2 protein-coding genes are annotated in these 2556 nt (G+C 70.5%); one reads left to right on the top strand and one right to left on the bottom strand.

Going from position 1 to position 2556, the window contains the following annotated elements; translation table 11 throughout:
• Nucleotides 1-1972 (bottom strand): recombinase family protein (locus AC08OV_RS24415; protein WP_476620417.1); only part of this gene is annotated, 1972 nt, incomplete at its 3' end.
• A 229-nt stretch (nucleotides 1973-2201) separates the two neighbouring features.
• Between AC08OV_RS24415 and AC08OV_RS24410 the strand changes: the two genes are divergently transcribed.
• Nucleotides 2202-2492, top strand: coding sequence for a transposase (locus AC08OV_RS24410; RefSeq protein WP_476616209.1), 291 nt, complete (start codon nucleotides 2202-2204; stop codon nucleotides 2490-2492).
• The last annotated feature ends 64 nt before the right edge of the window (nucleotides 2493-2556 follow it).

Raw genomic sequence — 2556 nt, 5'->3', positions numbered from 1 at the left:
AGCGGTGGATGGTTCCGGTGGTGACGCCGAGGCGGGCGGCCAGATCCGCGAGCCACCACTCGTGGGCGCCGGGTGCCTCGTCGGGGTGGACGGGCAGTGGCCGGTGGTGGGTGATCGGGTGTCCGGCGCGGCGCAGGACCTGGTCGACCAGTCGCCAGCGGATCGGGCCGTCATCGCGGGCGGGGCGGAAACCGTCGGTGTTGAGCTGATCGGCGATCTGGCGAGGATCCAGGCCGCGGCGGGCGAGCTCGATCACGCGGGCGGTGAGCTGGGGGTAGTAGCTGAGGTCTTCGAAGCGTTGGAGGGGGCGGCGGAGCACCCCGGTGGTGGTCATCCCGCCGGCCCAGCAGATGGTGACGTCGACCAGTTCGCTGCGGCCACGGACGGTGACGATGATGTCGTCGATGACGGCGCGGATGATCTGCTTGCGGTCGGCGTTGTCGGTGGTCGGCGCGTTCCAGAGGGCGGGCAGGTCGGCTGCCGCGGCGGCGATGGCCTGCTTGTCAGGGGCGGTCAAGGGCACGGGGGCGGTGTGCTGGAAGCGGTGCCAGTCCTCGGTGAGCTGCTGGTGGTGGGCCAGGGCTTGTTCCCAGTCGGCTTCCAGCTGGCGGACCACCAGGCGGTTCTCGGGCTCGGCCAGCTGATAGCAGCGGCGGGCGTGGTCCACGGCCTGCTGGGCACGTTCCAGCCGCTGGGTCCAGATTTTGTTCAGCGCGGCCCGGTCGGCGTGGAGCTGTTCGGCCGCGGCGATGCTGACCTGTGCGGCGGCCGGGGTCAGCGCGGCCAGCAGCCGGGCGGTGATGAAGGTGTCCAGACAGCGGCCGCTGAGGTGCTGACAGTGCGGGCCGCCGTAGTCGGCGCGGGCTCCGGTGCAGTTGTAGCTGGTGCGGGGTTTACCGGCGTCGATGTGATAGGCCACCGTCATCCGGCGGCGGCATCGGCCGCAGCGCAGCAGTCCCGCCAGCAGCGCCGGGCCGTAGCGCACCGCCCCGGGCACGTCGGCGTGTGGCTGGTTCGCGGCCAGGCGGGCCAGGTTGGCCTCGTACTGCGCCACGGTGATGTAGGCGGGCAACGCGTCCTCGATCCAGGCCAGCCACTCGGCCCGCTCCATCCGCCGCAGCCCGGCCTTGGGATGCCCGGGCCGGCGGCGGGAAGGATCGACCCGCCGCCGCCCATACACGTAGACCCCGGCATAGACCGGGCTGCCCAGCATGCAGGTCAGGGTGGCGCGGGCTGGCCGTTTCCACACCAGCTCGCCCCTGTCGGGGCCCGAGCGGGCCCGGATCCCGATCTGGATGCCGTGTTCGACCAGGAAACGCATCACGCCCTGGATCGAACCGAGCTCGGCGAACTTCGCGAAGACCAGACGCACCACGGACTGCACCTGCTCATCGGGGTCCAGCACCGCCTCGCCCGACGGACAACGCCAGTACCCCACCGGCAGCGCGATGGCCAACTCGCCGCGGCGGGCCTTGTTCACCCGCCCGGCCTGCATCCGCTGATTGATCAGATACAGCTCGGCCTCGGACATCGTCCCTTTCAACCCCAGCAGCAACCGGTCGTTGTACTCGGCCGGGTCGTACACGCCATCGACGTCCGCCAGCAGCGCACCACCGAGCGCGCACAACTCGATCAGCTGGTACCAGTCCTTCCCCGAGCGTGCCAGACGCGACATCTCCGTGCCCAGTACCAGCCCGACGTGCCCCAAAGAGATCTCGGCTACCAGCCGCTGGAACCCCGCCCGGCCGACCGCGCTCGCCCCGGACCTGCCCAGGTCATCGTCGATCACCTGGACCCGCGACGCCGTCCAGCCCAGCGCCACGGCCCGGTCCACCAACGCGTACTGCAACCGCGTCGACTCACCGTGCCCCAGCACCTGCCCGCGGGTGGACTGGCGCACATACACCACCGCCAGCCGGTCGGTATGGCGACAGGTCACCTTGCCGCCCGACCGCTCCCACGGCATCACCATGGTCACCGGTCACTCTCCGAGCTCGGTGCCGCCGGGGCCTGCTGGTTCGCCGCCCCGCTCCGCGACGGCAGACTCTTGCGAGCGATCAGCGCCAGCCAGTACACCGCCGTCCGGCGATTGGCCACCGGCAGCCCCGCCCACAGACTTGCCACATCCGGCTCTGAGCTTGGCCCCCGAGCACGGACACCTCACCTGAGGTGGCCCCCGGCCACCAGGGAGGATGTCGACCATGCCCGCTCCACACCCGCCCGAGTTCCGCCGGCGTGCGGTCGAACTCGCCCGCCGTGGCGACACGCCGATCGCGGCGCTCTCGAAGCAGCTGACGATCAGTGAGTCGTGTCTGCGTAACTGGATCGCCCAGGCCGACGCGGACGACAACGGCGGCGAGAACCGCCTGACGAGCGTGGAGAAGCGTGAGCTGGCCCAGTTGCGCCGAGACAAGAAGCGCCTGGAGATGGAAAACGAGATTCTCAAGCGCGCGGCCGCCTACTTCGCCCGGGAGAACATCCTCCCAAACTGATCTACCGGCTGGTCCGTGAGCTCGCCGACGACCCGGAACTGGATGTGGATGTCGCGGTGGCCTG

This window comes from Frankia sp. CeTa3Moorea (assembly GCF_978021225.1).
Note: the sequence above shows the minus strand (reverse complement) of the source record. Positions and strands in the feature narration are given on the sequence as shown.